This window comes from Sphingopyxis sp. GW247-27LB, from assembly GCF_002277025.1.
Taxonomy (GTDB): Bacteria; Pseudomonadota; Alphaproteobacteria; order Sphingomonadales; family Sphingomonadaceae; genus Sphingopyxis.
Genome location: NZ_NIWD01000016.1, coordinates 104,586 through 128,475, shown reverse-complemented (window position 1 = coordinate 128,475; position 23,890 = coordinate 104,586). Strand labels below are relative to the sequence as shown.

22 protein-coding genes and 1 tRNA gene are annotated in these 23,890 nt (G+C 67.3%); 13 read left to right on the top strand and 10 right to left on the bottom strand.

What is annotated here, in order from left to right:
- From CD928_RS21835 to CD928_RS21815, 5 genes are all read left to right on the top strand, one after another.
- Nucleotides 1-158 (top strand): adenylyl-sulfate kinase (locus CD928_RS21835; protein ID WP_141237226.1); only part of this gene is annotated, 158 nt, incomplete at its 5' end.
- On the top strand, nt 155-922 hold the full coding sequence (locus tag CD928_RS21830) for a 3'(2'),5'-bisphosphate nucleotidase CysQ (RefSeq protein WP_095389200.1): 768 nt from the start codon (nt 155-157) through the stop codon (nt 920-922). The genes CD928_RS21835 and CD928_RS21830, both read left to right, overlap by 4 nt.
- On the top strand, nt 919-2,097 hold the full coding sequence (locus CD928_RS21825) for a sulfotransferase (RefSeq protein WP_095389199.1): 1,179 nt from the start codon (nt 919-921) through the stop codon (nt 2,095-2,097). Before CD928_RS21830 ends, CD928_RS21825 begins: the two co-directional genes overlap by 4 nt.
- A complete protein-coding gene (locus CD928_RS21820; RefSeq protein ID WP_095389198.1) occupies nt 2,090-3,274 on the top strand; it encodes a hypothetical protein in 1,185 nt (394 codons plus the stop codon). Before CD928_RS21825 ends, CD928_RS21820 begins: the two co-directional genes overlap by 8 nt.
- 70 nt (nt 3,275-3,344) lie before the next feature.
- Complete coding sequence (locus CD928_RS21815) at nt 3,345-5,735, top strand: TonB-dependent receptor (RefSeq protein ID WP_095389197.1); 2,391 nt, start codon at nt 3,345-3,347, stop codon at nt 5,733-5,735.
- Here CD928_RS21815 and cobA read toward each other — a convergent pair.
- The 7 genes from cobA to CD928_RS21780 all read right to left on the bottom strand — a co-directional run bounded on the left by cobA (nt 5,669) and on the right by CD928_RS21780 (nt 15,505).
- Entirely contained in the window at nt 5,669-6,511 is an 843-nt protein-coding gene (gene cobA, locus CD928_RS21810) for a uroporphyrinogen-III C-methyltransferase (RefSeq protein WP_095389196.1), read from the bottom strand. The two genes, CD928_RS21815 and cobA, sit on opposite strands and share 67 nt — an antisense overlap.
- Nucleotides 6,501-9,095, bottom strand: coding sequence for a nitrate reductase (locus CD928_RS21805; protein ID WP_095389195.1), 2,595 nt, complete (start codon nt 9,093-9,095; stop codon nt 6,501-6,503). The genes cobA and CD928_RS21805 overlap by 11 nt, the downstream gene beginning before the upstream one ends.
- Before the next feature lie 163 nt (nt 9,096-9,258).
- On the bottom strand, nt 9,259-9,597 hold the full coding sequence (nirD, locus tag CD928_RS21800) for a nitrite reductase small subunit NirD (protein ID WP_095389194.1): 339 nt from the start codon (nt 9,595-9,597) through the stop codon (nt 9,259-9,261).
- Nucleotides 9,594-12,089 (bottom strand): nitrite reductase large subunit NirB, encoded by a 2,496-nt coding sequence (gene nirB, locus CD928_RS21795; RefSeq protein WP_095389193.1) that lies wholly within the window; start codon nt 12,087-12,089, stop codon nt 9,594-9,596. Before nirB ends, nirD begins: the two co-directional genes overlap by 4 nt.
- 34 nt (nt 12,090-12,123) lie before the next feature.
- Nucleotides 12,124-13,335 (bottom strand): NarK/NasA family nitrate transporter, encoded by a 1,212-nt coding sequence (locus tag CD928_RS21790; protein WP_095389225.1) that lies wholly within the window; start codon nt 13,333-13,335, stop codon nt 12,124-12,126.
- A 380-nt stretch (nt 13,336-13,715) separates the two neighbouring features.
- On the bottom strand, nt 13,716-14,927 hold the full coding sequence (locus CD928_RS21785; RefSeq protein WP_095389192.1) for a CmpA/NrtA family ABC transporter substrate-binding protein: 1,212 nt from the start codon (nt 14,925-14,927) through the stop codon (nt 13,716-13,718).
- Complete coding sequence (locus tag CD928_RS21780; RefSeq protein ID WP_095389191.1) at nt 14,924-15,505, bottom strand: ANTAR domain-containing response regulator; 582 nt, start codon at nt 15,503-15,505, stop codon at nt 14,924-14,926. The genes CD928_RS21785 and CD928_RS21780 overlap by 4 nt, the downstream gene beginning before the upstream one ends.
- A 252-nt stretch (nt 15,506-15,757) precedes the next feature.
- On the opposite strand from CD928_RS21780, the gene CD928_RS21775 reads away from it, so the two are divergent.
- The 4 genes from CD928_RS21775 (at nt 15,758) to CD928_RS21760 (ending at nt 18,342) form a co-directional block, all read left to right on the top strand.
- Nucleotides 15,758-16,027, top strand: a complete 270-nt coding sequence (locus CD928_RS21775) for a hypothetical protein (protein ID WP_176473667.1) — start codon at nt 15,758-15,760, stop codon at nt 16,025-16,027.
- Between the two features lie 157 nt (nt 16,028-16,184).
- Complete coding sequence (locus CD928_RS21770; RefSeq protein ID WP_095389190.1) at nt 16,185-17,660, top strand: M20 family peptidase; 1,476 nt, start codon at nt 16,185-16,187, stop codon at nt 17,658-17,660.
- Nucleotides 17,661-17,790: 130 nt separating this feature from the next.
- Nucleotides 17,791-18,159: a glycine zipper 2TM domain-containing protein gene (locus CD928_RS21765; RefSeq protein ID WP_095389224.1), complete on the top strand. Its 369-nt coding sequence runs from the start codon at nt 17,791-17,793 to the stop codon at nt 18,157-18,159.
- A gap of 106 nt (nt 18,160-18,265) precedes the next feature.
- Nucleotides 18,266-18,342, top strand: a tRNA-Pro gene (locus CD928_RS21760).
- A 45-nt stretch (nt 18,343-18,387) separates the two neighbouring features.
- Here the strand turns inward: CD928_RS21760 and CD928_RS21755 are convergent.
- Complete coding sequence (locus tag CD928_RS21755; RefSeq protein ID WP_176473666.1) at nt 18,388-18,954, bottom strand: SRPBCC domain-containing protein; 567 nt, start codon at nt 18,952-18,954, stop codon at nt 18,388-18,390.
- A gap of 212 nt (nt 18,955-19,166) precedes the next feature.
- On the opposite strand from CD928_RS21755, the gene CD928_RS21750 reads away from it, so the two are divergent.
- Together CD928_RS21750 and CD928_RS23530 are read left to right on the top strand one after the other, a co-directional pair.
- On the top strand, nt 19,167-19,538 hold the full coding sequence (locus tag CD928_RS21750; protein ID WP_095389188.1) for a PRC-barrel domain-containing protein: 372 nt from the start codon (nt 19,167-19,169) through the stop codon (nt 19,536-19,538).
- Nucleotides 19,539-19,540: 2 nt separating this feature from the next.
- Nucleotides 19,541-19,708: a hypothetical protein gene (locus tag CD928_RS23530; protein ID WP_095389187.1), complete on the top strand. Its 168-nt coding sequence runs from the start codon at nt 19,541-19,543 to the stop codon at nt 19,706-19,708.
- Nucleotides 19,709-19,802: 94 nt separating this feature from the next.
- Here CD928_RS23530 and CD928_RS21740 read toward each other — a convergent pair whose 3' ends face one another.
- Nucleotides 19,803-20,090 carry a hypothetical protein gene (locus tag CD928_RS21740; RefSeq protein ID WP_095389186.1) on the bottom strand — a complete coding sequence of 96 codons (288 nt, stop codon included), beginning with the start codon at nt 20,088-20,090 and terminating at the stop codon, nt 19,803-19,805.
- Nucleotides 20,091-20,246: 156 nt separating this feature from the next.
- Nucleotides 20,247-21,620 carry a M28 family peptidase gene (locus CD928_RS21735; RefSeq protein ID WP_095389185.1) on the bottom strand — a complete coding sequence of 458 codons (1,374 nt, stop codon included), beginning with the start codon at nt 21,618-21,620 and terminating at the stop codon, nt 20,247-20,249.
- Between the two features lie 132 nt (nt 21,621-21,752).
- Here CD928_RS21735 and ettA point away from each other — a divergent pair, with 132 nt between their 5' ends.
- Nucleotides 21,753-23,432, top strand: a complete 1,680-nt coding sequence (gene ettA, locus CD928_RS21730) for an energy-dependent translational throttle protein EttA (RefSeq protein WP_095389184.1) — start codon at nt 21,753-21,755, stop codon at nt 23,430-23,432.
- Nucleotides 23,433-23,437: 5 nt separating this feature from the next.
- Nucleotides 23,438-23,887 (top strand): PaaI family thioesterase, encoded by a 450-nt coding sequence (locus CD928_RS21725; RefSeq protein WP_095389183.1) that lies wholly within the window; start codon nt 23,438-23,440, stop codon nt 23,885-23,887.
- The last annotated feature ends 3 nt before the right edge of the window (nt 23,888-23,890 follow it).

The window sequence follows — 23,890 nt, the reverse complement described above, 5'->3', positions numbered from 1 at the left end:
AGGGGCTCTACAAAAAGGCCCGCGCCGGCCAGCTCAAAAACTTCACCGGCATCGATAGTCCCTACGAAACACCCCAAAAACCCGAAATCCACATCCATACCACCAACATGACACCCCAACAGGCTGCCGACCTCATCGTCAATCGGCTCGTCGGATGAGCGCCGCGCTGGACGATGCCGCGCTCGCAGCGCATCTCGCCGAATATGCAGGGCGCATTCTGCTGACGGTACGCGACTCCGGCCTCTTTGAAGGCAAGGCGCTCGGCAAGACAGGCGACCAGCTCGCCAACCAGTTCCTGATCCGCGCGCTCCGCGAACAGCGCCCCGACGACGGCATCCTGTCCGAAGAAAGCAAGGACACCCCCGAGCGGCTCAGCAAGCGCCGTGTATGGATCGTCGATCCGCTCGACGGGACGCGCGAATATGGCGAGGGTCGCAGCGACTGGGCGGTCCACGTCGCGCTTGCGGTGGGCGGCGAACCTGTCATCGGCGCCGTCGCGCTGCCGGGCCTGGAGGGCGGCGTGGTGCTCGCAACTGATCGCGCGAGCCCGATCCCCGACGCCGCCCCGCGCCCGCGCCTCGCGGTCAGCCGTACGCGCCCCGCGGGCGAAGCCCTCGCCGTGGCCGAGCAACTCGGCGCCGAGCTCGTGCCGATGGGCTCGGCAGGCGCCAAGGCGATGGCGGTCGTGCGCGGCGAGGTCGATATCTATCTGCACAGCGGCGGCCAGTATGAATGGGACAGCGCCGCGCCCGCCGCGGTCGCGCTCGCGCACGGGCTGCACGCCTCGCGCATCGACGGCGCGCCGCTGCGATACAACCAGCGCGACCCGGCAATGCCCGACCTGCTGATCTGCCGCAAGGAGATGGCGGACAGGCTGGTCGCGGCCTGCCGAAATCCAAACGACAAGGGGAGAGACGAATGACGGGTTTCGACACGGTGGAGGGCGCGCGCGCGCTTGCCGAGGCGCGCGCGGCGAGCGGGATCGACCGTATAGAGCCCGCCGATTTCGTCGCCGCGCTCGACGCTTTCTATCATTTCGCGCGCCAGAATACGCCGAGCGAAGCCGGTTTCGCGCAACTCGATGCGATGGTGCAGCGCCTGCTCGTCAACCGCCTGCGCTTTGCCGAGGATCTGGCGCGCCATCCCGAAATCCTGCGCGAAGACGTGTCCGATCCGATCGTCGTGATCGGTTTTCCGCGCTCTGGCACGACGGTGCTGCAGCGGATGATGTCCGCCGATCCCGCGATGCAGTCGCTCAAATTCTGGCGCCTGCTCAACCCGGCGCCTTTCCCGGGCGAGGCAGCGAGCGACTCTGGCGGGCGGCTGGTCTTTGCCGAAGGCGTCGCCGATGCGATCCGCACCGGCAACCCCGCGCTCCATGCCGCACATCCCGCGGTCGCCGACGATGCCGACGAGGACTGGAACCTCCACCATCTGACCTTCCAGCATGTCGGCCATATCTATACGGGCGTGCCAGATCCCGATTACCTCGCCTATCTGCGCACGCTGCCGCGGCTGCCTACCTATCGCTATGTCGCCGACCTGCTGCGCTATCTGCAGTGGCAGGACGGCGGCCGCCGCGGCCGCAAATGGATTTTGAAGAGCCCGGTCCACGTCGGTCATCTCGAAGAGATGCTGACCTTTCATCCCGGCGCGACCTTCGTCTATCCGCGCCGCGATTTCCGCACCGTCGTCGCCTCCTTCTGCAATGCACTGGAGGCCGCGCAGCAGCCGCACCTCACGCGTTCGCCTGCGGCGATCGGGCGCATCGCGCTCGAATATTGGGTGCCCGAAATGCACCGCTTCCAGCAAGCGCGCGCGCGGCTGGGTAACCGGCTCAAGATGATCGAGGTCGATTATCGCGACATGCTTGCCGACCCTACCCGGCATATCCGTAGCTTCTACCAACAGGCCGGTATTGCCTTGTCCGATGCCGGCGAGGCCGCGATTCGCACGTGGATCGCCGATAACCCCGCCGGCAAGCACGGCATCAACCAATATTCGCTGGAACGGTACGAACTGACCGAAGCGATGGTCGATGACGCCTTTGGCTTCCTCGACTCCATCCCCAGCACGGAGACCAAAGCTCATGCCTGATTCCACAAGCGGTTATGCGCAATTCATCGAAGCGGCCCGTGAGGTCGAGGCGATCATTCGCGCCCACCCGGGCGTAACCGAAACCGGTCTGGCCGAGGGATATCACTATCTCTCCGGTATGTGGATTTTCCACTTGGAGCGCGCGTTCAAAAGCTACGATCTCGACCGCCCCGCCTTCGTGCGCGACATGGACAATGTCCGCACCTGGGGCCTGCCGACGCCCGACCATCACTATTACAGCGCCCAGATCGACGGCGGCGGCGTCTATCGCGTGCTCGGGCATCGCGGCAACACGGTGGACTATTGCTTCGAACTGGTATCGGGGCTCGCCGGCGACGACGGGGTGGTCGGCGACCGCATCGGCGCGCTCGAATCGAGCCGGCTGAAGATCGAGGCCGATGGCCGCTTCGAGTTGTGGATCGGCGGCCCCGAACGGTCCGGCAACTGGATGAAGAGCGACGATCGCGCGCGCTGCCTGTTCGTGCGCCAGACGGTGAACGACTGGCTGACCGAGCAGCCGACTCCGATGCTGATCGAGCGCATGGACCAGCCGGTGCCGGTGCCGCGTCGCCCCGCGCTCGCCGATGTGCAGCAATTCTACAGCATCGCGGCGCGCAATATGGTCGACCAGGTGAAGTTCCTCGACGATTTCGCGCGCAACTGGTCGAAGGTGCTGCCTCTCAACGATTATCCCGCCCCAACCGTCGGCCCCGCCGACGCCGGCTATTTCCCGGGGCAGTTCAACACCAAGGGCCGCTGGGAGGTTCCCGAAGGACAAGCGCTGGTCATCACCATCGAGCCCTGCGACGCGCGCTACCAGAGCGTCGCGCTCGCGCACCCGCTGTGGTTCAACAGCTTCATCCCGCGCTCGGTCCAGTCGAGCATCACCGGCGCCCAGTCGCGCGTGTCGAGCGACGGGCGCTTTCGCTATGTGATCGCGGGTGCCGATCCGGGAGTGTGGAACTGGCTCGATACCACGGGCGTGGAATCGGGCTTCATCTTCATGCGCTTTCAGCAGCTCGCTTCAGGCATTCCGCCCGCGAAGCCACGCACGAAGCTCGTGCCGCTCGCCGCCGTGCGCGACGAATTTCCCGCCGATGAGCCGCGTATCACCTCCGAAGAACGGCTCGCGAACGCGCGCCTCCGGAGACTTGCGGCCGATCGCCGCTATTTTTGAAGAGTCACCGGGTGCCCGACCCGGATCGTAGAATATTACTAAATAACAGATAGATATTGGGAGGAAGAGGATGATTGTTTCGCACAAAATCTTGCTTGGTTCGACGGCCATCGTCCTGGCGATGCTGGCCGTTCCCGCCGCCGCGCAGAGCGATACTGGGGGGGTGGTTGCTGGGCAGAATGATGGTGACGACAGTGTCATCGTCGTGACCGCGCAGCGGCGCGAGGAAGCGTTGCAGGACGTGCCGATCGCCGTGTCGGCCTTCCAGGGCGAGCAGTTGCAGTCGAGCGGGGTCGACGGCCTTCGCCAATTGTCGCAGATGGCGCCCTCGCTCGTCGTTCCCGAGGGCGGTAGCCAGTCGGTGCCCTATATCCGCGGCGTCGGCAGCCGCAACATCACTCCGGGTAACGAGTCCAGCGCCGCGGTCTACATCGACGGCGTCTATCAGACCGACAAGACGGGCATCTTGCTCCAGACCTTTCCCGAAGTGGAATCGATCCAGGTGCTGCGCGGACCGCAAGGCACCCTGTTCGGGCGCAACGCGACCTCGGGCGCGATCCTGATCTCGACGAAGAGGCCGAGCCAGGATTTCGGCGGCATGGTCGAGGGAACCTTCGGCACCGACGATCGCGGCGCGCGCGCCTATATCAACACCGGCCTCGGCGAGAATCTGGCGTTCAGCGTCAGCGGTTTCTATCGTTACGAGACCCCGTACATCATCAACCGCAACCCCTCAAACGGCATCGGCAAGCGCACCGGTGAGGAAGAAACCTATGGCTTGCGCGCCAATCTGCTGTTCGAGAGCGGCGATTTCTCGGCGCTGCTGCAGGGGAACTACATCAAGGGCTATACGACCCCGATCATGGCGATGCAGCCCGCGCCGGGATCGCCCTTCTCGATCGGCGAGGCGGCGTCGGGGGTCGATATCCGCAATCCCAAGCGCGCCTATTATGGCGAGGTGCCGCCCGAGGTGCGCTACGACAGCTGGGGTACGTCGCTCCATCTTGACTATGACCTCGGCGATATCGGGATCAGTTCGACCAGCGCCTATACGCGCAGCGGTTCGGGGGTTCAGCTTGATCTGGATCTGTCGCCCGCTCCGGTCTTCTGGTTCGACACCGACCTCAACGGGCGGACCTGGCAACAGGAATTGCTGGTGTCCTCGAAGGGCAGCTCGCCCTTCCAATGGCTCCTCGGAGGCTTCTACATCAATTATCGCGACGGCTATTCGCAGCTCGACCAATATGTCGGCCTGCCGGTGCCCGATCCGCTCCAGCCGCTGACCGTGCCGCAGCGGTTGCTCGAACTGTCCGCGCTCGGTTTCGGGCCGACGTCGGGACTCGCCTACATCGATCTCAGTACCTTCGTGACGATCGAATCGGTCGGGCTGTTCGGCGAGACTTCCTATGAGTTGGGGCAGGGGACCAAGATCACCGCCGGGCTGCGCTATACCGACGAGACCGCGACGCTCGACGCCGACAATGGCAGCGTGACCTATGTCCCCGACGGCACCGGCGGGGTCATCGCGATCCCGCAGACGATCGGCGACCTGTGCACGGCCGATCCGCAATGCGACGGGCTCAGCACCGGCTTTTCGGAGCTGACCTATCGCGTCGTGCTCGATCATAAATTCTCGGACGACTTCCTCGTTTATGCGAGTTACAACCGCGGCTTCAAGAGCGGGGTCTATAACATCTCCTCGCTCTCGCCGCGCGCGACCGAGCCCGAGACGATCGACGCCTTCGAGGTCGGGCTGAAATCCCAGCTGTTCGACCGCAAGCTGACGCTCAACCTCGCGGGCTATTACTACAAGTACGACAATCTGCAGGTTCCGGTGGTCGATCCCGCGACCAACACACAGATCTCGATCAACGCCGCGAAGGCGACCATTTCCGGCCTCGAAGCCGAATTCTCGCTGCGGCCCGACGACCGCTTGACGCTGAACGGCAGCTTCTCGACCTATTTCAAGTCGGAATATGACAGCTTTCCGAACTGCGAGATTTATCGTCCTGCGGGGGTCGGGCTGGCGCTCGCGACCAATGCCGACTGTTCGGGCGAGGATCTGCCGGTGACGCCGAACATCATGGCGAGCCTGGCGGCGAACTACAAGCTGCCGCTGGGGCGGCAGGGCGAGTTCGAACTGGCGGGGCTGCTCAGCTACACCGACGAATTCGACCATGCGACGCACGGCTTCTATCCGGCGGGAGTCGATGCCGGCGGCAATCCCTATCCGGCGGGGGAGGGCCGGGCGCCGATCCAGAAATCGCTGACCACGCTCAACCTCTCGGCGACCTTCCGGCCGCTCAAGGACAATTTCTACGTCACCATCTGGGGCCGCGACCTGCTCAACCAGGGCGACCGGGTGTTCCGCAACATGCAGACGACCACCTTCGGCTATTCGACGACGCTCGGGCGGGGAATCACGGGGGGTGTCACGATGGGCTTCAAATTCGGTTCGTGACGGCGCGGGTGCGGAAGACGCACCCGCTCATTTTCCGGCAGTGCCGACCCGAGTGCGGCCCCGATCAGGATGAGCGTCGGGGCGTCGCCCGCGAGCGATCGCGTCGCGAGGCCGAGCAGGTCGAGACGGGTCGCCAGCCGCTGTTCGTCGGCGCGGCTGACATTGCACGCGATCATCACCGGCATGTCGGGCGGCATGCCGGCTTCGATCAGGCCATGGGCAATCGCGGGGGCGGCATCGCGCCCCATGTAGAAGGCCAGCGTCGAACCGCAGCCCGCGAGCGAACGCCAGTCGAGATCGAGCGCCGCACCGCGGCGGCTGTGCGCGGTGACGAAGCGGACATCGCGGGCGACACCGCGCAGCGAAAGCGAGATGCTGGCCGAGGCCGCGGCGGCGCTCGCGGCCGTGATGCCGGGGCAGACGTGCACGGCGCAACCGGCTTCCCGCAGCGCGCCGATTTCTTCGGCCGACCGTCCGAACATCGACGGGTCGCCGCCCTTTAGCCGCACGACCCGCTTGCCGGCGGTCGCGGCCTCGACCAGCAGCCGGTCGATCGTCCGCTGGTCCTTCGAGTGGCGGCCCGACCGCTTGCCCACGCTGACGCGCTCCGCGCGCGCGGGGACTAGCGCGAGGACGCCATCGCCGACGAGCGCGTCGTAAAAGACGATATCGGCGCGCCCGATCAACCGGACGGCCTTCATCGTCAGCAGCTCGGGATCGCCGGGGCCCGCGCCGACGAGCCAGACCGTTCCGGGCGCGAAATCGTCAGGCTGCATGGCTATTCTCCTCGGTCAGGATGCGCGCGAGCGCGGGGCGGCACGACCCGCAGTTGGTTCCGGCGCCGATCGCGGCGCCGATCGCCGCGACGTCGGCGAGGTGCTGGTCGCGGATCGCCGCGACGATCGCCTTCAGCCCGACGTCGAAGCAGACGCACACGATCGGGCCGCGATCGGCCTGCACCCCCGGTGCGCGCCCGGCGAGCAGGGTGGGGGCGACCGCAGGGGCGGCAAGCTGCGCGATCAGCCAGTCGCGCGGCGGCAGTTCGCCGCTTGCCGTGACGAACAGCGCGCCGGCGAGGCGGCCGCCCGCGATCACCGCGATGCGCCGCGTGCCGCGCGCGGGGTCCTGCGCCTCGATCCGCTCGCCGCGGGGCAGCAGCGCCTCGATGCGCTGGAGGCCCCCATCGCCGGCGAGCTCCCACAGCACCCCGGCGGGCACCGCGACGCGGGTCGCCCACAGACAGGCGGGGCGCTCGGCGAGTTCGGCGGCGAGGAGCAGGAAGCCGCGCCATTGCGTCGCGACGGGGGCAATCGCCGCGGGAGTGCGTTTGAAGCCGGGCTGGCCCGAGAGCGGATCGACGAGCGGGCGGGGGAGCAGCCCAGTTCGCCCGCCGCTCGCGGTGCGGTCGGTCCAATGGATCGGCACGAACAGCTCGCCGGGGCGCTGCCCGTCCGAAAAGGCGACGCGGTAGATGCTTTCGCCCTGCGGCGTTTCGACGCGTGCGAGCCCGCCGTCGGCGAGCCCGAGCCGCGCGCCGTCGGCGGGATGCACCTCGACCAGCGGTTCCTCGCGATGGCGCGCGAGCTTCGGGGCAAGGCCGGTGCGGGTCATGCTGTGCCATTGGTCACGATAGCGCCCGGTGTTGAGCGTCAGCGGCCACTTCGCGAGCGGGCCGGGGAGGGGCTTCTGCGCGACCGGAACGAGCCGTGCGCGGCCGTCTTCGGTCGAAAAGCGCCCGTCGGCGAACGGGCGGTCTCCGCCCCAGCGAAAGGGAAGCATCGCGTCATAGGCGGCGTTGCCACCCTGCGCCGCGCCGGGCAGCGCGAAGCGGCGCGCGCCGTTGTTCTCATAGGTCGAGAGGCGGCAATGCTCGCGCCAGATGTCGGCGGGCCGGTCATAGGCGAAGGCGGTCTTCCACCCCATGCGCCGCGCGACCTCCTTGACGATCCACCAGTCGGGCATCGCTTCGCCGGGGAGCGCGAAGAGCGCGCGCTGGCGGCTGATCGTGCGATCCGAATTGGTGACGGTGCCGTCCTTTTCGCCCCAGGCGGCGGCGGGGAGGCGGACGTGCGCGAAGGCGCCGGTGTCGGTTTTCTCGATCACATCGCTGACGACGACGAAGGGGCAGGCCGCGAGCGCCGCGCGGACGGCGTTCGCGTCGGGCATCGACACCGCGGGGTTGGTCGCCATCACCCACAGCGCCTTGATCCGCCCCTCGCCAATCGCGCGGAACAGGTCGACGGCCTTCAGTCCCGGCTTTTCGGCCATGGTGGGCGCGGCCCAGAAGCGCTGGACGCTGGCGCGATTTTCGGGCGCGAAGTCCCTGTGCGCGGCGAGGGTCGACGCGAGCCCGCCGACCTCGCGCCCGCCCATCGCATTGGGCTGGCCGGTGATCGAGAAGGGCGCGGCCCCGGGTTTGCCGATGCGCCCCGTCGCAAGATGGAGGTTGGTCATCGCATTGACCTGATCGGTTCCGGCGGTCGCCTGGTTGATCCCCTGGCTGAACAGGGTGATGGTGCGCGGGGTCGCGGCGAACAGGTCGAAGAAATGCCTGAGGTCGGCGGCGGGAACGTCGCAAGTGCGCGCCACCGACCACAGGTCATTCCCCTCGGCGAGCTGGTCCCAGAAATCCTGCGGCACCGCGACGTGCGCGGCGAGATAGTCCTCGTCGACCACGCCCGCTTCGCGGCAATATTGGAGCAGGCCGGTCATCAGCGCGACGTCGCTGCCGGGGCGGATCGGCAGATGCAGATCGGCCTCTTCGGCGGTCTCGGTGCGGCGCGGGTCGATGACGACGAGCTTCGCGCCTTCCTCGCAGCGTGCGCGGATGCGCTGGTAGACGATCGGATGGCACCAGGCGGTGTTGCTGCCGACGAGGACGATCAGGTCGGCGGCATCGAGGTCGTCATAGGTGGCGGGCACGACATCTTCGCCGAACGTGCGCATATGCCCCGCGACCGCGCTCGACATGCAGAGGCGTGAGTTGGTGTCGATGTTCGCGCTGCCGATGAAGCCCTTCATCAGCTTGTTCGCGACATAATAATCCTCGGTGAGCAATTGCCCCGAGACGTAGAAGGCGACGCTGTTCGGGCCGTGGCGCGCGATGGTCTCCTTGAAGCGTTTGGCGACAAGGTCGAGCGCCTTGTCCCAGCCCGCGCGTCTGTTGCCGATCATGGGCGCGAGGAGGCGGCCCTCGAGCCCGACCGTCTCGCCGAGATGCGTGCCTTTCGAGCAGAGGCGGCCGCGGTTGGCGGGGTGGTCGGGGTCGCCCGCGATCTTGACCGTTCGTTCGCCCGTGACGGTCGCGCGGATGCCGCAGCCGACGCCGCAATAGGCGCAGGTCGTGCGGACTTCCATCATTCCTCTCCCTGCAGGGGAGGGGTTAGGGGTGGGTCACGGCGATCGGGGCTCGATGCCCCGATCGTCGTATTCGTCCGCGCGAAGAAAAGAGCCTCGCTATCGCTCGTACCCACCCCCGGCCCCTCCCTTTCAGGGAGGGGAGAGGCATGGATGCACTGCCGCCTCACGCCGCCGCCTTCAGCGTGCTCGCGCGGCAGATCAGCACGCGGCCACCGTCGATCTTGACCGGCACCGTCGGCGTGCAGCCCTTGTCCTCGCCCAGCGCCTCGCCGGTCGACAGGCTGATCCGCCAATTGTGGAGCGGGCAGGAAACCGCGCCGCCGTGGACGATGCCCTGACTCAGCCGCCCATGCTTGTGCGGGCAGCGGTCGAGCAGCGCGAAGACCTTGCCCTCGGCGGTGCGGAAGAGGGCGATGTCGTCGCCCCCCGCGACCTGCACGGTGCGGCTGCCGCGCACCGGGATCTGGTCGACCCAGCCGATGTCGAGCCATTCTGCATTCATGCCCTGATCTCCTTCAAGAAACCGCCCTCCTGCGGGGTGAAGCGCGCCATCGGCGCGTGATGCTCGGCCTCGGCGCCCTCGGCGCGCTGCGCCCAGGGGTCGTCCTGCGAAAAGCTCTGCGAATGGAGGAAGCGCGCGCGGAGCGCTTCGCGGCCCGGCGCATCGTCGACGATACGCGCCTTGACATGCTCCAATCCGACGCGCTCGATCCACGGCGCGGTGCGCTCCAGATAGCGCGCTTCCTCGCGGTAAAGCTGGATGAAGGCGGCGCAATAATCCATCGCCTCCTGTTCGGTCGCGACCTTGCAGAGGAGGTCGGTCGCGCGGACATGGATGCCGCCATTACCGCCGACATGGAGCTCGTAGCCGCTGTCGACGCACACGATTCCGAAGTCCTTGATCGTCGCCTCGGCGCAGTTGCGCGGACAGCCCGACACCGCGATCTTGAACTTGTGCGGCATCCAGCTGCCCCAGCTCATCCGCTCGATCTTCACGCCGAGCCCGGTCGAATCCTGCGTGCCGAAGCGGCACCATTCGGACCCGACGCAGGTCTTCACCGTGCGCAGCGCCTTGCCATAGGCGTGCCCCGACACCATGCCGGCGGCGCCCAAGTCGGCCCAGACCGCGGGCAGGTCCTCCTTTTTGATCCCGAAGATGTCGAGCCGCTGGCCGCCGGTCACCTTGACCATCGGCGCGTTATATTTCTCGACCACATCGGCGATCGCGCGCAGCTCGGTCGGGTTGGTGAGCCCGCCCCACATGCGCGGGACGACCGAGTAAGTGCCGTCCTTCTGGATGTTGGCGTGGAGGCGCTCGTTGACGAAGCGGCTCTGCTGGTCGTCGACATAGTCGCCGGGGAGCGCGCAGAGCAGGTAATAGTTGAGCGCGGGGCGGCACGACGAGCAGCCGTCGGGGGTTGCCCAGTGCAGCTTCTGCATCGCCTCGGGGATCGAGCGCATGGCCTGCAGGGCGATCTCGCGCCGCACGTCGTCGTGACCGAAGCTCGTGCACTTGCAGATGGTCCTGGGGCCGCTCTGCACATCGTCGCCGAGGGTCAGCGCAAGCAGGTTTTCGACGAGCCCGGTGCAGCTGCCGCAGCTCGCCGACGCCTTGCAGGTGCCGCGCACCGCGTCGAGGCTGTGCGCCCCCTTGGCGATGCACGAGACGACCTGGCCCTTGGTGACGCCGTTGCAGCCGCAGATTTCCGCATCGTCGGAAAGCGCCGCAACGGCCGCCTTAGGGTCCGCCGCGCCGCCTCCCGCGGCGAAGGCTTGGCCGAAGATCAGCAAGTCGCGAAGATCGGAAACATCCTCCTGCTTTTTCAGAAGGTCGAAATACCAACTGCCGTCGGCGGTATCGCCATAGAGCACCGCACCGACGATGCGGTCGTCCCTGACGATCACGCGCTTGTAGACGCCGCGGCTCGCGTCGCGCAGCACGATATCCTCGCAGCCGTCGCCGCCCGAAAAGTCGCCCGCCGAGAAGACGTCGATCCCCGATACCTTAAGCTTGGTCGAAGTCACCGAACCGCGATAGCCGGTCGGTTTTTCGACGAGCCCGTCAGCGAGGCTGCGGCACATGTCCCACAGCGGCGCGACGAGGCCGTAGACCTGGCCGTCATGCTCGACGCATTCGCCGACCGCGAGCACGGCGGGGTCGCTGGTCACCATATAGTCGTCGACCTGGATGCCGCGCCCGACCGCGAGGCCGGCGTCGCGTGCGAGGCCGGTCGAGGGGCGGATGCCGACCGCCATCACGACAAGGTCGGCGGGGATCAGCGTCCCGTCCTTCAGCTTCACGCCCTCGACTTTGCCGTCGCCGACGATCTCGGCGGTGTCGGCGCCGGTCAGGATCGTCTGGCCGCGCGCTTCCAATGCCTGCTTGAGCAGCCACCCCGCCGCCTCGTCGAGCTGGCGCTCCATCAGTGTCGGCATCAGGTGGATGACGGTGACTTTCATGCCGCGCAAGGATAGCCCGTGCGCGGCCTCGAGCCCGAGCAGCCCGCCGCCGATCACCACCGCCGCGCCGCCCTTCTCGGCCGCCGCGAGCATCGTGCCGACATCGTCCATGTCGCGGAAGGCGATGACGCCGGGGAGATCCTTGCCCGGCACCGGGATGATGAAGGGATCGGAGCCGGTGGCGATCAGCAGCCGGTCGTAACGCTCGACGATGCCGCCGCGCGTCGCCACGGTCTTCGCGGCGCGGTCGATCGCGACCACCGGATCGCCGGCGACCAGCGCGATGCCATTGTCCGCATACCAACCCGCATCGTTGATCACGATATCGTCGAAGGCTTTCTCGCCCGCGAGCACGGGGGAAAGCATGATGCGGTTGTAATTGACCCGCGGCTCGGCGCCGAAGATCGTGATGCGGAAACGGTCGGGGTCACGCGCGAGCAGTTCTTCGACCGCGCGGCATCCCGCCATGCCGTTACCGATCACGACGAGATGCTCGCGCGGGTCGGCGTCGGGGGAGAGGGGGCTATGTTCCATTATCGAATGTCCGTCGAATTGTGGTGGAAGAGGATCAGATTCGCACGCCCTCGGCGGCGGTCCACGACCGGCGCCACTGGTCCTTGACGAAGACGAGCGCGACGAGCGCCGCGACCGCGAGGCCGGCGAAAAAATGAAAGGCGGGGGCGTAGCTGCCGGTCCATTGGCGCGCGAAGCCGAGCGACGCGGCGAGAGTGAAGCCGCCGACCCCGCCCGCCATGCCGACAAGGCCGGTCATCACGCCGATCTCGGCCGAAAAACGCTGCGGCACGAGCTGGAAGACCGCGCCGTTGCCGACGCCGAGCGCGAGCATCGCGGCGACGAACAGCGCGAGCGCGGCGGGGAGGGCGACCGCCTGCGGCACCCCGGCGAGCGCCGTCGCGGCGGCGACGAACACGATCATCAGCGCGCGCACCCCGCCGATCCGGTCAGCGAGCGCACCGCCCATCGGCCGCACGAGCGATCCCGCGAAGACGCAGGCCGCGGTGCAATATCCCGCCGCCACCGGGGTCAGGCCGAACCGGTCGGTGAAATAGATCGGCAGCGACGCCGCGAGCCCGACGAAACCGCCGAAGGTCACCGCATAGAAGGCCATCAGCCACCAGGCGTCGGCGGTTCGCAGCGGTTCGAAATAGTCGGGCAGCTTCCGGGGCGCGGGCGCGTCGGGCGCGTCCTTCGCCATCAGGAGGTAGAGGGCGAAAGCGATCGTCAGCGGGATGCAGGCAAGGCCGAGCACCATGTTCCAGCCGAACAGCGCGGCAAGGCCAGGCGCGAAGAGCGCCGCGAGCACCGTGCCCGAATTGCCCATGCCGGCGAGCCCCATCGCCTTGCCCTGATGCTCGGGCGGATACCAGCGGCTCGCGAGCGGCAGCGCGATCGCGAAGCTGGCGCCCGCGAAGCCGAGGATCAGCCCGAGCGCGAGCGTGCCCGCAAAGCTGTGGACGCCTAGAAGCCAGGCGGTGAAGAGGCCCGCGATGACGATCGCCTGGCTGATCGCGCCCGACCGCTTCGGCCCGATGCGGTCGACGAGCAGGCCGTTTCCGACGCGCAGCACCGCGCCCGCGAGCGTCGGCACCGCGACCATCAGCCCCTTCTGCGCCGGGGTCAGGCCGAGATCCCCGGCAATGGCGGGCGCGAGCGGCCCGAGGATGACCCACACCATGAAGGCGAGGTCGAAATAGAGGAAGGCGGCGACCAGCGTCGGCCAATGCCCGCTGGACCAGAAGCTCGATTGTCCCTTCGTCATCGTCCGTCCCTTGTGCGACGGGCAATAAAAAAGCCGCCAGGACGGCGGCCTCATGCGGCGCATCCTGACGGCTTCATTGCCTGTTGGAGTGCGGGGAAAAGGCTCCCCGCCTGCCGCGCGGACCAGCCCCTTCGTTGGAGCGCCGCCGCTTTATCTCGGCCCGGCAGCTCTGCCGGGTGCGATCAAACTGCCTGATTCGTTCAGGTCGCGCAAGCGATTATTTTGCAGTGCAACATAATTTGCCGTCCCTGTGCCTTTGCTGGCCTGCGCGCTCAGAGCGGCGTGCCGTAAATCTGTCACGCGCCTTATCCGTTCGTGTCTCGACTTCGCTCGACACGAACGGGACAATGGGTCAAATCTAAGGCACGCTGCTCTAGCTGTCACGGAAGATCGGCCAGATACCCCGCAATATCCTCTGGATCGAAGGCGCGACCGTCGAAGAAGCGGTCGCTGCCCAGGAGCAGGCGGCCTTGGGTCGAGCCGGCGCCGATCGGGGCGTCGAGGCCGCCTTCGAGCTTCGAGCTCGCGCCGGGCAGCGGGGCGCCCGACCCCGCGAGCGCGGCGCGGTATATGTCGGGGCGGAACACCCCGGCGGCCGTCGCCGCGTTGGCGGGTGAAAAGGCGATGCCGTCCCAGCGCACCATCTGCGAATAGAGCCACGCCGCCTGGCTGCGCCACGGGAAGTTGGCGGCTTCGCGATACTGGAACATGAAGTCGGGATAGGCGACCGGCTCGCCGCCGGGGGCGACCCGGATGCGGTCGGTGATCGCGCGTTCGATCGCGTCCTGCGGCGCGTCGAGATAGGCGGGGCGGGCGAGGATGGCGGCGCTCTCCCCGGCGGTGCCGGGTTCGACGAAATGCGCGGCCGCGGCATGGAGCGCGCGGAGCAGCGCCTCGACCGCATCGCGGCGGGCTTCGACGACGTCGCTGCGGATCGCGAGAATCTTCTCGACCCCGCGCCGCCAGATCTGCGCGGTGGCGAGCGCGATATGGCCGACGCCGCGATCGACCGCGATCGCATTCCACGGCTCGCCGACGCAGATGCCGTCGACCTCGCCCGCGGCGAGCGCGTCGGCGGCGAAGGGCGGGCTGGTGACGACGATCTCGACATCGGCGTCGGGGCGGATACCCACCCCCGCCAGCCAGTAACGCAGCATGTAATTATGGCTCGAATAGCGATGAACCACGCCGAAGCGCAGCGGGCGGCCCGCCGCCTTGCGCGCCGCGGCGACGTCCCGCAGCGCCGCGCCGACGGTTGCGGGGTCGCCGAGCCCGTCGCCGAGCCCGGCCTCGGCCGCGAGCGCGGTCGAAAAGGTCACCGCATTGCCGTTGAGCCCGAGCACGAAGGGCACCGCGAGCGGCACCGAGGGCCGGTCGCGGCCGAGCGCCGTCGCGATCGCGAGCGGCGCGATCATGTGCGCGGCGTCGGTATGGCCGTAGAGCAGCCGGTCGCGCACCGTCGCCCAGGTCATGTCGCGGACGAGATCGATGTCGACGCCCTCGCGCGCGGCGAAGCCGAGCTCGTGCGCGAGGATCGGCAGCGCGGCGTCGACCAGCGGCAGGAAGCCGATGCGGAAATGTTCGGCGCTCACTCGATATCTCCCATCAGCGCGTCGCTGGTCACGATCGCCTCGGCGATCTCGGCAATGCGGCGGTTGGTCCGCATCGCCTGTCCGCGCAGCAGCGCATAGGCGGCGGGCTCGTCGATCCCGCGCCGCTTCATCAGGATCGCCTTCGCCCGGTCGACCGTCGCGCGCTCGGCAAGCGCGTTCTTCGCTTCGTCGAGTTCGCGCTGGAGGCGCGAGAAGGCCTGGAAGCGCCGCACCGCAAGGTCGATCACGGGCTTGATCCGCTGCTTCGACAATCCGTCGACGACATAGGCCGACACCCCCGCGTCGATCGCGGCTCCCGTCGCCTCGGCGTCGCTCTGGTCGACGAACATCGCGATCGGGCGCGCGAGCGCGCGCGACATGGCGAAGAAATCCTCGAGCAGGTCGCGGCTGGGATTTTCGAGGTTGATGAGAATCACTTCAGGCTTTGCGGCTTCGACCTGCGCGACCAGCGGGCCTGCGGGATCGATCAGCACGAGATCGTCGAGGCCCGCTTCGCGCAGGCCATCCGAAATGATCGCCGCGCGCGTCGTGCTGGTGTCGATGATCGCGATCCTCATGCCCTGCGTCTTTACGCTGCAGCGCACAAATTCGCCAGCGAGTTTGTCTTTCCCCTGATCCAGCGATGCTTTTTCCGATCGTTCGGGGCGTCCGAAAACGCTTTACCGCGCAATTGAATCCATCCGTCCCGGCCAAACGGAACTTTCGCGGAAGCGGGTCCGTTGGCGCCCCGAGGTCTGCGGGGAACGGCAGGCCTGCGGCGAAGGGGGCGCTCTCCTGTCGACTCCATCGCCCTATGCAAAGGAGTAACCATGCGTAAGATTGCGATTATGTCCGCCGTGGCGGCGAGCTTCCTGATTTCGCCGATTGCGGCCATTGCCCAGGAAACGACCACTCCCGCCCCGACCGAAGAACCTGCCCCGGCGCCCGCGCCGGACGAGGAACCGGCGCCGACCACGGCTCCCGCTCCGACCGATCAGCCGGCCCCGGCTCCGGCCCCGACCGAAGAGCCCGCGCCCGCGCCGTCGGATCAGCCGGCGCCCGCGCCGACCGAGGAACCGGCCCCGGCACCGCAGGCGTAACCAGCGCTTTTTCGCGTATATCGCCAAGAAGGGCGGCAGGGATTGACCTTGCCGCCCTTTTTCATGCGCGACGATATGCCCCATCCAGTCAGCTTTTCCTTGCCAAGCGCCCTCGATGCCGTTCCATTAGATTCCTAATCAAAAGGGGAGAGCGGGAATGGCGGCGAAGCGGATGATCCTGATCGGGGGCGCGGCCGCGCTCGCTGTGGTCGCGGGCGTGGTCGCGGTGCGGACGGCGACCTTCGCCCCGAAGGACATAGCCGACGGCCGCGACGTGACGCTCGCCGCCGCGCCGCCCTATGACCTGTCGGCCGCCGTTGCGCATCTGAGCGCCGCCGCGCAGATCAAGACCATCTCGCATCAGGACGCCGCCGACAACGACGTCGCCGAATGGGACCGTCTCCACGCCTGGCTCGCGGCGACCTATCCCGCGGCGCATGGCGCGATGGCGCGTACGATCCTGCCCAACCGCACGCTCGTCTATCACTGGCCGGGCAGCGACGCCTCGCTCGCGCCGATCATCGTCATGGCGCATCAGGATGTCGTCCCGGTGACCGAGGGAACCGAGGGCGACTGGAAATACCCGCCCTTCGCCGGAACGATCGCCGAAAAGGCGGTGTGGGGCAGGGGCACGGTCGACGACAAGGGATCGCTGATCGGCCTGTTCGAGGCGCTCGAGGCGCTCGCCAAGGCCGGTTTCCAGCCGAAGCGCGGCATCTATCTCGTCTCGGGCCACGACGAGGAGGCGGGCGGGTCGGGCGCGATCGCCGCCGCGGCGAAGCTGAAGGCCGAGGGGGTGAAGGCGATCTTCACGATCGACGAGGGCAGCATCGTTCTCACCGACACGCCGGTGATCGACGGCCCCGCGATCATGATCGGGATCGGTGAGAAGGGCTATGGCACGCTCAAGGTCACGGCGCACGCGCCGGGCGGGCACAGCTCGATGCCGCCCGCCGAGACCGGCGTCGTCACGCTCGCCAAGGCGGTGCTCGCGATCGCCGACAAACCCTTTCCGTTCGAGGTGCGCGGTCCCGGCGCGTCGATGATCGAGGCGCTCGCCGCGAAGAAGGGCGGCACCACCAAGATGGCGGTCGCCAACCGCTGGCTGTTCGGCCCGCTGCTGAAGCGTCAGCTCGCCGCGGCGCCTTCGACCGCCGCCGCCTTCCACACCACGATCGCGCCCACGATGCTGGAGGGCAGCCCCAAGGAGAATGTGCTGCCGCAAGCCGCGAGCGCACTGATCAACTATCGCATCGCCCCGTGGAACAGCTCGAAGGACGTGATGGCGCGGGCGCGCGCTGCGGTCGGCGATGCCAAGGTCGACCTTGCCTGGGTCAAGCCGCCGCGCGAGCCCTCGCGCATCTCCTCGACCAGCTCGCAGGGCTGGAAATGGATCGCCGCCGCGGCGCGTGCCGATGCGCCGGGCGCGGTGCTCACCCCGACGCTTGTCGTCGCCGGCACCGACAGCCGCAGCATGGAGCCGGTGTCGGAGGACGTCTACCGCTTCATGCCGATGCATTTCACGCTGAAGGAAGCCGCGATGATCCACGGCACCAACGAGCATATGGCGATCGACAGCTTCAAGCGGATGATCGATTTCTACGCGCGGCTGATCGCGACGTCGGCGGGGTGATCGCAGCGCGACGAACCGCCCTTCCTCGTCGGCGAACGGCGCGTGCCCGTCAGCGCATTCACCGGAGCGCCATCTTGCGCGCCCTAATTTGGATCGGGGGGCAAGATGGAAGGTCTGAACGATGTTTTCGATGAAGAAGCTGGCCCTGACTGCGCTCATCGGCATCAGCGCGGTGGCTGCGCTGCCCGCCGATGCGGAGGCGCGCGATCGGCACCACCGCCACTCCTCCTATTACGACCGCGATCATGATCGCTGGGATGGCCGCCGCGATTACCGCCGCAGCCATTATCGCGACGGCCGCCGCTATTACCGGTCGCGCGATCATTATCGCTGCCGCCGTTCGAGCGGGACGACCGGGCTGATCGTCGGCGGCGCGGCGGGCGCGCTGCTCGGCCGCGAGGTCGACCGCTATGGCGACCGCACGCCGGGCACGATCGTCGGCGCGGCCGCGGGTGCGCTGCTCGGCCGCGAAATCGACCGCGGCGGGCGCTGCCGGTAAGGGACCAGGCGCACGGGGCCCGGCTCCGTGCGCCACTCGTCCGCTATGCGGCGGGTCGCTTTCCGCTTGCCCTCGGCGGGCGTGAAACCTAAGGGCTGCAGCGGTTCGGGGAGTAGCGCAGCCCGGTAGCGCGCCTGCTTTGGGAGCAGGATGTCGCAGGTTCGAATCCTGTCTCCCCGACCATTTCTTCCCACTATGCGAAAGCCGTGCCGCCGGAAGGCGCCGCCGCTACGGCCTCGGGGCGGTCCAGTCGATCGGCCCCTCGGCGAAGCGCTTGTGGAGCTGCTGGAGCGACAGGCGGTTGCCTTCGCGGAAGAAGCCGATCAGCGCGTCGCCCGCCGGTCCCGCCGGATAGCCGCTTCCCGTCAGGCGAACGCGGGTCGCCGCGTCGCCGACCGGCGTCAGCAGGAAGCGGCTGGTCACCCGGACATAGGCGTCGGCATGGGGAAAGCCATCGGGCGTCCGCGTGGTCCGGAAGCTGACGCTATCGGGCGCCGCGCGTTCGATCCATTGCTGTTCGATCGTGGAGGCCGAGCCCGGCTCGGCCGCGGGGTCATAAGCGGTTTCGAAACGATCCGTAGAGCCCGACACCGCGCGCGCCAGCGGAACCGCCCATGTCCGCCAGCCCTCGATGGTGGCCAGCGCCGTCCAGACCTCCTGCTGCGATGCGGGGATCGTGACCTCGTGGACCAGCGTGCGCGTGCCGTCGGTCTCGACCTCCAGGGTCACGTCGACCTGCTGGGCGGCGGCGGGCGCGGCCGCGAGCAGCAGGAAAGCGGCAATCGCGCCGCGCATGCCGTACGCCCTGAAGGATCGCCGCGCCTGCATGGCGTCCATTGATGGCAGGATCGATCCCGAGTCAAGCGCCTTGGTGGGCTCGCCGGTCCCGCGAAGCCGTGGCGGCTTCGCGACGGGTCGAGGAACAATGGCCTTCATCGCCCGTTGCTCGGAAAGGTGGCGGTGCCACCTCCGTGGCGCCGCCCTCATCCCAGCAAGGAGAAGGAGCCATGACCGACACACTCGAAAAAACCGAAACCCACCGCCTGATCGCTTCCGACAAGGTCGAAGGCACCGCGGTCTATAACCCCGAAAACGACCGGCTCGGCACGATCGCCAATGTGATGATCGACAAGAGATCGGGCAAAAGCGAATATGCCGTCATGGAATTCGGCGGGCTGTTCGGGCTCGGCAGCGACCATTATCCCATTCCGTGGGACATGCTGACCTATGACACCGGCAAGGGCGGCTATGTCGTCAATCTGTCGAAGGACCAGCTGACCGACGCGCCGCGCTATGCGCGCGAGGATGCGCCCGAATATACCGACGATTACGGCCGCACCATCTATGGCTATTACGGCCTCAGCTATCCGATGCTCTGACGATGGAACGCCGCGACGACTCGGGGGCCGGCGGGCCCGTCTATCCGGCGCGCGACGTGCGCGGGGGAGAGATCATCCTCAGGACCCGGCGCCGCCAGCTGGTCTTCATGGGCGGGCTGGTCGCGTTCGTCGTTTTCGCGCTGATCGCGGCGCTGCTTGCTCCGCATTGAGCGAACCCGTCGCGACGGGCGTAAAAAAAAGGCGGCCTTCCCGAAGGAAGACCGCCTCTTTTTCGTTTCGGTCATCGCCCCGAAGGGCTGTGACTTACTTCTTTTCTTCAGCCGGAGCAGCAGCGGCGTCAGCAGCCGGAGCCGGAGCAGCAGCAGCGTCGGCAGCAGCCGGAGCGGTCGCAGCAGCGTCAGCACCGGTGGCAGCAGCTTCGGCACCAGCAGCAGCGGCGTCAGCGCCGGCAGCAGCAGCGTCGGCACCGGCTTCAGCGGTCGCGTCGGCGGCCGGAGCTTCGGTGGTGGTGGCTTCGTCAGCAGCCTTCTCACCGCAAGCGGCGAGGGCGAACATGCTGGCGGCAACGGCGATAGCAGCAAACTTCTTCATGATGTGTGGGCTCCCTAAAATGCCTTTCCGCGCTGGGGAAACTTTCCCGTCCCGCGAGCGGCGGGATTTAGTCCTTCCGCGTGAATCGTCAACAAAAATAATTGAGATGGTGCGCTGCGGCAGAAATCTGTCGTTTCGGCCGCGGCCCGCTTATCCTCAGGGCAATTCGCCGTCGCTGCTGTTGGCGAGCAGTGACAGAGTCGCGGCCCAAACCACGACATTATGGCGCAATTGCGCCGGATCGATCTTGTCGAGCGTATCGTCGGGCGTGTGGTGAAGATCGAAATAGCGGGTGCCATCCTGCTGCAGATCGACCGCGGGAACACCCGCCTGGATCAGTGCGCCGACGTCGGCGCCGCCGTGCGCCTCGCCATGCCCGGTCACGACTCCGAAGGGTGCGACTGCCGCGCCGATCCGCTTCCGGAGGTCCGCCGCGCTCTCGGGCAGCTTGAAATCGACTCGCCAGACGCGATCGGCGCCGAAGTCGGATTCGAGCGCGACGGCGTGCTTCTCCTTGCCGTGGGCGTCGAAATAGGCCTGGCCGCCGAACACACCGACCTCCTCGGCACCCGCCCACAGCAGGCGGATCGTGCGGCGCGGCTGGCCGGCGGTCATGACATGCTTCGCTGCCGCGGTGATGATGCCGCAGCCCGCGGCGTCGTCGATCGCGCCCGTGGCGAGATCCCAGCTGTCGAGGTGGCAGGCGATGATCACCGGGCTCGCCGCGGGGTCGCTGCCCGGCACCTCGGCGATGACGTTGCCCGAGGTCTGCTCGCCGATCATCTTGGGCGTGAGCAGCAGCTTCATCCTGAGCGGCCCGGTCGCGCGGCTGCGCTGGCGGACGAGCTGATCGGCGTCGGGGTTGGAGATCGCCCCGGCGGGGATTGGCGTCACGCCCTCGGCGAAATTGGTCACCCCCGCGTGCGGGTTGCGGTGGTTGTCGGTGCCGATCGAGCGGATGACGATGCCGATCGCGCCCTTCTTGGCGGCAACGGTGGGCCCTACGAAACGGCCGCGCCCGTAAAGCCCGTAGCCGCTGCCGTCCTGCGTCGGTTCCATCTGGTTGTCGATGAAGACGATCTTGCCCTCGACCGCGCTGTCGGGCGCGGCGGCGAGCGCGTCGAAACCGTCGAAATAAGCGACCTCGCCCTCGATGCCCTTGGGCCCGGTCGAGCCGCTGTTGCCGAGCGCGGTGATCGCGAGGGGCTGCGGCAGGAAGGGGCCGGTCAGCCAGGCCTTTTCCTCGCCGCGCTGCCAGACCGGCATCTGATAGGGCTCCTCGCGCACATTGGCGAAGCCCATTTGTGTCAGTGTCTTGAGCGCCCATTTGCGCGCCGCGGCCTCGCGGTCGCTGCCGGCGGGGCGCGGGCCGATCTCGGTCGTCAGTCCCTCGGTGATTTCCCACGCCGGATCGTCGCCCTGCTGGGCGAGGTCCGATGCGCTCGCCTGTTGAAAGGCAAAGGCGCTGGTCGCGGCTAGGCTGGCGGCGGCGAGCCCGGCAGGGCGGGCGAGGGTGCGGTGCTGTGTCATGGACGCCGTCCTAGCCAGCAAGCGCTGCAGGGGGCAAGCGTCGATTGCCAAGCGGGCGCCCATTCGCTAACCGGCGCCCAACTCAGACTCTCCCGGCCGCGCGTGCGGCCCAGCCATATCCGGAGCACATCGATGGCCGCCCAATATAGTTTCGTGATGAAAGGTCTGTCGAAGACCTATCCCGGCGCGCAAAAGCCGACGCTCAAGGATTTGAGCCTGCAATTCTACCCCGATGCCAAGATCGGCATCGTCGGCCCGAACGGCACCGGTAAATCGACCCTGATGAAGATCATGGCGGGGATCGACAAGGATTTCACCGGCGAAGCCTGGCCAGGCGAGGGGATCACCGTCGGCTATCTGGCGCAGGAGCCGCAGCTCGACCCCGCGAAAACGGTCAAGGAAAATGTCATGGACGGCGTCCGTCCCGTCGCCGACATGCTCGACCGCTTCAACGAGATCAGCACGCTGATGGCCGACCCACCCGAGGACGCCGATTTCGACGCTCTGATGGAAGAAATGGGCACGCTCCAGGAAAAGATCGACGCGATCGACGGCTGGACGCTCGACAACCAGCTCGAAATCGCGATGGAGGCCCTGCGCTGCCCGCCCGGAGACTGGAGCGTCGAGAATCTGTCGGGCGGTGAAAAGCGCCGTATCGCGCTCACCCGCCTGCTGCTCGAAAAGCCCTCGATCCTGCTGCTCGACGAACCGACCAACCATTTGGACGCGGAAAGCGTCGCGTGGCTCGAAAAGCATCTCGTCGACTATCCGGGCAACGTCATCCTCGTCACCCACGATCGCTATTTCCTCGACAATGTCGTGAACTGGATCCTCGAGCTCGATCGCGGCCGCTATTTCGTCTACGAAGGCAATTATTCGACCTATCTCGAAAAGAAGGGCAAGCGCCTCGAACAGGAAGCGCGCGAGGACCAAGGGCGCCAGAAGGCGATCAAGGACGAGCTCGAATGGATCCGGCAAAGCCCCAAGGCGCGCCAGGCCAAGTCGAAGGCGCGTATCAAGAGCTTCGACCAGCTCGTCGAGGCGCAGGAAAAGCGCACCCCGGGCAAGGCCCAGATCGTCATCCAGATTCCCGAGCGCCTCGGCGGCAAGGTGATCGAGGTCGCGGGCATCTCCAAGGTCTATGGCGACAAATTGCTCTTCGAGGACCTGTCCTTCACGCTGCCGCCGGGCGGCATCGTCGGCGTGATCGGCCCGAACGGCGCGGGCAAATCGACGCTGTTCAAGCTGATCACCGGTCAGGAGACCCCCGACAGCGGCGCCATCACTATCGGCGACACCGTCCGTCTCGGCTTCGTCGACCAGAGCCGCGACGATCTGAAGCCCGACAATAATGTCTGGCAGGAAATCTCGGGCGGTCACGAACTGATGACCATCGGCAAGCACGAGATGCAGACGCGCGCCTATGTCGGCGCCTTCAACTTCAAGGGCGTCGACCAGCAGAAAAAGGTCGGCCAGCTATCGGGCGGCGAGCGCAACCGCGTCCATCTGGCGAAGATGCTGAAGGAGGGCGGCAACGTCCTGCTGCTCGACGAACCGACCAACGATCTCGACACCGAAACGCTCGCCGCGCTCGAGGAAGCGCTCGAGAATTTCGCGGGCTGCGCGGTGGTGATCAGCCACGACCGCTTCTTCCTCGATCGTCTCGCGACGCACATCCTCGCCTTCGAGGGCGACAGCCATGTCGAATGGTTCGAAGGCAATTTCGAATCCTATGAAGAGGACAAGATCCGTCGCCTCGGCGACGACGCGACGCGCCCGCACGCGACATCGTACAAGAAGCTGACACGCTGACCGGCATGGCGGGCGAGGGGCAAGCACCGATTTCGTCGAGCACGATCCGCCTCGATACGGACGCGCTCAACGCCTTCATGGCGGAGGCCTTCCCGCATTCGCAGCCGGGGTCGCGCGGGCGGGTGGTCTCGGCCGCCCCAGGCCATGTCCAAGCGCGCCTCGACCCCAATGAACAGGCGCTGCGCCCCGGCGGGTTGATCTCGGGCCCGACCCAGATGGGCTTCGCCGACATGGCCGCCTATGCGCTCGTCCTCGCGCATATCGGCCCGGTCGCGATGGCGGTGACGAGCGCGCTCAATTACCAGTTCCTGCGCCCGTGCCGCCCGGGCCCGCTGTTCGCCGACGCGCAGATGCTGCGGCTCGGCAAGCGGCTCGCGGTGATGGACGTCCGCATCTGGACCGACGATGCGGAAAAGCCTGTCGGGCAGGCGAACGTGACCTACGCGATCCCCTGAGCG